The organism is Pseudomonas sp. A-1, assembly GCF_004801855.1.
Taxonomy (GTDB): Bacteria; Pseudomonadota; Gammaproteobacteria; order Pseudomonadales; family Pseudomonadaceae; genus Geopseudomonas.
The window spans coordinates 1-6,389 of the sequence record NZ_SSTC01000142.1 but is presented as its reverse complement, the minus strand read 5'-3'; the positions used below and the strand labels follow the sequence as shown (position 1 = coordinate 6,389).

Sequence of the window (6,389 nt, the reverse complement as noted above, 5' to 3'; positions counted from 1 at the left end):
GGCTTGCTCGCCGTGCAGCGGGGCGGCGAGCGCTGGCGCTGCCCCGGCAGCGGCTGCGTGCTGGTGGCGGAGAGCGGCCGCGCGCTGCGCCCGCTGGATCCGCCCGGCAGCGAGCCGCAGCCGCTGGACTTCACCGGCCTGAGCTGGCACGCCGGCAAGCTGTACAGCCTGGAGCGCCTGCAGCACCGCATCTGCCGCCGCGACCCGGAGCACGGCACGGTCGAGCGCTGCTGGTCGTTCGCCGCCGCGGCACTGGCTCCCGAGCTGGGCTACGCCACCCCCTACGGAGTGGCCGAGGCGCTGTGGCTGGATGACGGCTCGGCCTGGATCGGCCTGGACAATGGCGGCGCGGCCAATGCCGCCGGCGAGCGCCGGCCGCTGATCCTGCAGTTCGCCGCGCCGGACGGCGGCTGGAGCGGCTGAGCCGCCCGCCGAACAATACGGCGCGCCCGCCCCCGGCGGGCGCGCCCGGACACACGAGTTTTCAGAGGACGCAGATGAGCGAATCCCTCGATCTGAGCCTGGACGGCGTCGAACGCCGCTCGCTGGCCGAGTTCACCGAACAGGCCTATCTCAACTATTCCATGTACGTGATCATGGATCGTGCCCTGCCGCACATCGGCGACGGCCTCAAGCCCGTGCAGCGGCGCATCGTCTATGCCATGAGCGAGCTGGGCCTGGACGCCGATTCCAAGCACAAGAAGTCGGCGCGCACCGTCGGCGACGTGCTGGGCAAGTTCCATCCGCACGGCGATTCCGCCTGCTACGAGGCCATGGTGCTGATGGCGCAGCCGTTCAGCTACCGGTACACCCTGGTCGACGGCCAGGGCAACTGGGGTGCGCCGGACGATCCCAAGTCGTTCGCCGCCATGCGCTACACCGAGGCGCGCCTGTCGCGCTACTCGGAGGTGCTGCTCGCCGAGCTGGGCCAGGGCACCGTCGACTGGGTGCCCAACTTCGACGGCACCCTCGACGAGCCGGCGACCCTGCCGGCGCGGCTGCCCAACCTGCTGCTCAACGGCACCACCGGGATCGCCGTGGGCATGGCCACCGACGTGCCGCCGCACAATCTGCGCGAGGTGGCCTTCGCCTGCGTGCACCTGCTCGACGAGCCGCAGGCCACGGTCGAGCGCCTGTGCGAGATGCTGCCGGGGCCGGACTACCCGACCGAGGCGGAGATCATCACGCCGCGCAGCGATCTGCTGAAGATCTACCAGACTGGCCGCGGCTCGGTGCGCATGCGCGCGGTGTACCGCAAGGAGGACGGCGAGATCGTCGTCACCGCGCTGCCGCACCAGGTCTCCGGGGCCAAGGTGCTGGAGCAGATCGCCGGGCAGATGCAGGCCAAGAAGCTGCCGATGGTCGCCGACCTGCGCGACGAGTCGGACCACGAGAACCCCTGCCGCATCGTCATCGTGCCGCGCTCCAACCGCGTCGATCTCGACGAGCTGATGCAGCACCTGTTCGCCACCACCGAGCTGGAAAGCTCCTACCGGGTCAACCTCAACGTCATCGGCCTGGACGGCAAGCCGCAGGTCAAGGACCTGCGCCAGCTGCTCTCCGAGTGGCTGACCTTCCGCATCGGCACCGTGCGCCGCCGCCTGCAGTTCCGCCTCGACAAGGTGGAGAAGCGCCTGCACCTGCTCGAAGGCCTGCTGGTCGCCTTCCTCAACCTCGACGAGGTGATCCGCATCATCCGCGAGGAGGAGCAGCCCAGGTCCGTGCTGATGGAGCGCTTCGGCCTGACCGAGGTGCAGGCCGACTACATCCTCGATACCCGCCTGCGCCAGCTGGCGCGTCTCGAGGAGATGAAGATCCGTGGCGAGCAGGACGAGCTGGCCAGGGAGCGCGACAAGCTGCTGGCCCTGCTCGGCAGCGAGAGCAAGCTGAAGAAGCTGGTACGCCAGGAGCTGCTGGCCGATGCCGAGAAGTACGGCGACGAGCGGCGCTCGCCGCTGGTCGCGCGCGCCGAGGCCCGCGCGCTGTCGGAAACCGACCTGCTGCCCGCCGAGCCGGTCACCGTGGTGCTTTCCGAGAAGGGCTGGGTACGCTGCGCCAAGGGCCACGACATCGATGCCGCCGGCCTGTCCTACAAGGCCGGCGACGCCTTCAAGGCCGCGGCGCCCGGGCGCTCCAACCAGTTCGCGGTGTTCCTCGACTCCACCGGACGCAGCTACTCGCTGGCGGCCCACTCGCTGCCCTCGGCGCGCGGCCAGGGCGAGCCGCTCACCGGGCGCCTGAGCCCGCCGGCCGGCGCCAGCTTCGACTGCGTGCTGCTGCCCGAGGACGAGGCGCTCTACGTGCTGGCTTCCGACGCCGGCTACGGCTTCGTGGTCAGGGCTGACGACCTGCAGGCCAAGAACAAGGCCGGCAAGGCGCTGCTGACCCTGCCCGAGGGCGCCCGGGTGATGGCGCCGCGGCCGCTGCGCGCGCTGGAGAGCGACCTGCTGGCGGCGGTGACCAGCGAGGGGCGCCTGCTGGTGTTCCCGGTCGCCGAGCTGCCGCAGCTGGCCAAGGGCAAGGGCAACAAGATCGTCGGCATTCCCGCCGAGCGGGTCGCCAGTCGCGAGGAGTACCTGGTCGACCTCGCCGTGCTGCCGCAGGGCGCCACCCTGGTGCTGCAGGCCGGCAAGCGCACCCTGTCGCTGCGCGCCGACGACCTCGACCACTACCGGGGCGAGCGCGGACGCCGCGGCAGCCTGCTGCCGCGCGGCTTCCAGCGGGTGGACGCGCTGCTGGTGGAGTGACGGGACGCCTGCTGATGGAAAAGGGCTGCATGAGTTTCCACCCTGCAGCAGCGGTGTGATCGTGTAGGGTGGAAAACCACCGCAGGTGTTTTCCACCGTGGCGGGCTATCAGGGAGGTCAGATGGCAGAGGCGGAAAAAGCGCAGGCGCAGCTGGCCTGGGCCGGCGAGCAGGACGGCGTGGCGGTGCTGCGCCTGTCCGGGCACTGGACCCTGGCGGCGGCCAAGCCCGATCTGGACGCGGTGTGGCGCAGCCTGGCGGACAAGCCGGCGCGCCTGCAGCTGCAGGTCGCGGCCCTGGATGCCTGGGACAGCAGCCTGCTGGCCTTGCTGCGCCGCCTGCAGCGTCTCGCCGACGCCGAGCAGCGCCGCCTGGAGCACCGCGGCCTGCCGGACGGCGTGGCGCGCCTGCTGCAGATGGCGGCGACGCCCGTGACCCGCGAGGAGGAGGAGACGCCACGTCCCGGGCCGGTGTCGCGCCTGGGGCTGCTGGTGCTGCAGGTCCACGACGGGCTGGTGCAGGCCAGCACCTTCTGCGGCGAGGTGGTGCTCGCCCTCGGCCGCCTGCTGCGCGGTCGCGCGCGCATGCGCCGCAGCGACTTCTGGGCGGCGCTGGCGCAGTGCGGCCCCGGCGCGCTGCCGATAGTCGCGCTGATCGCCAGCCTGGTCGGCCTGATCCTCGCCTTCGTCGGCGCCGCCCAGCTGCAGGCGTTCGGCGCCCAGCTGTACATCGCCAACATGGTGGCCATCGGCATGACCCGCGAGATGGGCGCGCTGATGACCGCGGTGATCATGGCCGGCCGCACCGGCGCGGCCTACGCCGCCGAGCTGGGCAGCATGCAGGCCAACGAGGAGATCGACGCACTGAAGACCTTCGGCTTCCCGCCGCTGGAGTTCCTGGTGCTGCCGCGCCTGCTGGCGCTGCTGGTGAGCATGCCGCTGCTCTGCGTGTTCGCCGATGCCCTCGGCATCCTCGGCGGCTTCGTCATCGGTGCCGGGCTGTTCGACATCTCCGCGCCGCTGTACCTCAGGCAGAGCCTGGAGATGCTCGGCCTCGCCGATTTCCTGCTCGGCCTGTTCAAGAGCCTGGTGTTCGCCGTGCTGATCGGCCTGATCGGCTGCCATCACGGGCTGAGCTGCGGACGCAACGCCCAGGCGGTCGGCCAGGCCACCACCCGCGCGGTGGTCAGCATCATAGTCGCGCTGGTGGTCAGCGACGCGCTGATCACCCTGATCTGCACTCAGCTGGGGATCTGAGCATGAGCGACGTGGTCCTCGCCGTGGAGAACCTCAGCGCCGGCTACGGGCGCAAGGTGATCCAGCACGATCTCAACTTCGCCATCCGCCGCGGCGAGGTGTTCGTGGTGATGGGCGGCAGCGGCTGCGGCAAGAGCACCCTGCTGCGCCACCTGATCGGCCTGCAGGCGCCGCTGGCCGGGCGCGTGCTGCTGCACGGCGAGGACTTCTGGGCCCGCGACGAGGATGCCCGCGCCGTCCTGCAGCAGCGTTTCGGCGTGCTCTACCAGAGCGGCGCGCTGTGGAGCGGCATGACCCTGCGCGAGAACATCACCCTGCCGCTGGCCGCCTACCATCCGCACCTCGGCCAGGCCGAGCTGGACGAACTGGCCGCGCTCAAGCTGGCGCTGGTCGGCCTGCCCGGCTGCGACGAGCTGTACCCGGCCGAGCTGTCCGGCGGCATGCGCAAGCGCGCCGGCCTGGCGCGGGCGCTGGCGCTCGACCCCGAGGTGCTGTTCTTCGACGAGCCCTCGGCCGGCCTCGACCCGCTCAGCTCCATGGCCCTCGACGAGCTGATCCTGCAACTGCGCGACAGCCTGGGTGCCAGCATCGTGCTGGTCACCCACGAGCTGCCGAGCATCTACCGGGTGGCCGACACCTGTCTGTTCCTCGACCATCGCACGCGCACCCAGATCGCCCTGGGTCCGCTGCGGCAACTGCTGGAGGAAGGGCCGCCGAGCGTGCGGCGCTTCCTGCGCCGCGGCGATGCCCCCGCGTACAAGGAGTCCCCATGAGCGAGACGCGCAAACCCTTCTGGATCGGTGCCTTCCTGCTCGGCGGCATCGCCCTGCTGGCCGGCGGCCTGCTGCTGCTCGGCCGCGACAGCTGGTTCAGCCAGCCCAGCGACTACGTGGTGTACTTCACCGGTGCGCTGGATGGTCTCGACGTCGGCGCCGACGTCACCTACCGCGGCGTCAAGGTCGGCACCGTGCGCGAGATCCGCCTGTCCTACGACCGCGAACTCAGGGATGTGGTGATCCCGGTGGTGCTGCGCATCGACCCCGCGGCCGGCCACGAGGGGCAGAGCTTCGACCGGGTGGTCGAGCGGCTGGTCGAGCGCGGCCTGCGCGCCCAGCTGCAGACCCAGAGCCTGCTCACCGGCAAGGCGATAGTCGCGCTGGACCTGTTCCCCGGCCAGGCCGGCTACGTGCGCGAGCCCCACGACCTCGAGCTGCCGACCATCCCCAGCGTGCCCTCGCGGGTCGACCAGGCGGCGGACGTGCTGCGCGATCTGGTCGCCAGCCTGCGCGAGCTGCCGCTGCGCGAGATGGTGCTGTCGGCCAGCAACACCCTGCAGGCCCTGGAGCGCCTGAGCGCCTCCCCCGAGCTGCAGGACGGCCTGCTCAGCCTCGGCCAGACCCTGCACAATCTTGAGAGCCTGACTCAACAACTGCAGCGACAAATCCCGCCAATGCTGGATAATGCGCGCCAGGGCGGCGGCGAGCTGCGCGCGGCGATCGGCGATCTGCGCCAGGCGGCGCAGGCCGCCACGCTCGCCCTGCAGCAGATGCAGCAGCTGGCGGGCGATACCCGGCGCAGCCTCGGCCCCGAGTCCGAGGCGCAGTTCCAGCTGCTGCAGGCGCTGGAGGAACTGGGGCGGGCCAGCAAGGCCCTGCAGCGCACGGCGGAAGGCCTGGAGCAGCAGCCCGAATCGCTTATTTTTGGCAAGAAACGGTGATCTTTTCATGGGTGTTCCACGCCTGATCCGAATGCTGGGCCTGACCGGGCTGCTCGCCATGGCAGGCTGCGCGGCGACGCCGCCGGCGCAGTTCTACCAGCTGCAGCAGGGCAATCCCGGCCTGCCGCAGGCCGATGCCGGCGTGGCCGTGCTGCTCGGCCCGCTCAAGCTGGCCGACTATCTGCAGCGCGAGACCCTGGTGCAGCGCCAGGGCGACGACACCCTGGTGATCGCCCAGCAGGCGCGCTGGGTCGGCAGCCTGCAGGACGACGTGGCGCAGCTGCTGCTGCGCCAGCTGGCCGGCCGTCTGGACAGCAGCCGCCTGGCGCTGTATCCGGACCGGGTCGGCTTCAAGCCCGAGGCGCAGCTGCTGCTGAGCATCAGCCGCCTGGACTCCGGCCCCTACCAGCCGGCCGTGCTGGAGGCGCAGTGGCGCCTGCTCGATGGCGCCGGCAAGATGCTCGACAGTCGCCTGGTACGGCTGGAGGAGAAGCACAATGGCGAGCTGACCGACCAGGTGCGCGCGCAGAGTCTGCTGCTGCAGAGCCTGGCGGCGCAGATGGCCACGGCGGTGCGGGGAATGCCGCGTGTCGCGGCGCCGCCCGCGCAGCCGGCGTCGCGCAAGGCGGCGACCTCACGCCCGGCGGCGCCGCGCATTCCCCAGGCGGCG

At 71.2% G+C, this 6,389-nt stretch carries 5 protein-coding genes and 1 pseudogene; all 6 read left to right on the top strand.

Features of this window, described 5'->3' with window-relative positions:
* Positions 1–423, top strand: a pseudogene (locus E5198_RS21645) (DNA topoisomerase IV); the annotation flags it as partial.
* A 74-nt stretch (positions 424–497) separates the two neighbouring features.
* Complete coding sequence (parC, locus tag E5198_RS19905) at positions 498–2,747, top strand: DNA topoisomerase IV subunit A (protein ID WP_136491660.1); 2,250 nt, start codon at positions 498–500, stop codon at positions 2,745–2,747.
* Between the two features lie 121 nt (positions 2,748–2,868).
* Entirely contained in the window at positions 2,869–4,002 is a 1,134-nt protein-coding gene (locus E5198_RS19900) for an ABC transporter permease (protein ID WP_136491659.1), read from the top strand.
* A 2-nt stretch (positions 4,003–4,004) separates the two neighbouring features.
* A complete protein-coding gene (locus E5198_RS19895; protein ID WP_136491658.1) occupies positions 4,005–4,775 on the top strand; it encodes an ABC transporter ATP-binding protein in 771 nt (256 codons plus the stop codon).
* On the top strand, positions 4,772–5,719 hold the full coding sequence (locus E5198_RS19890; RefSeq protein WP_136491657.1) for an MlaD family protein: 948 nt from the start codon (positions 4,772–4,774) through the stop codon (positions 5,717–5,719). Before E5198_RS19895 ends, E5198_RS19890 begins: the two co-directional genes overlap by 4 nt.
* A gap of 7 nt (positions 5,720–5,726) precedes the next feature.
* On the top strand, positions 5,727–6,389 hold a 663-nt coding region (locus E5198_RS19885; protein WP_136491656.1), incomplete at its 3' end, for a membrane integrity-associated transporter subunit PqiC.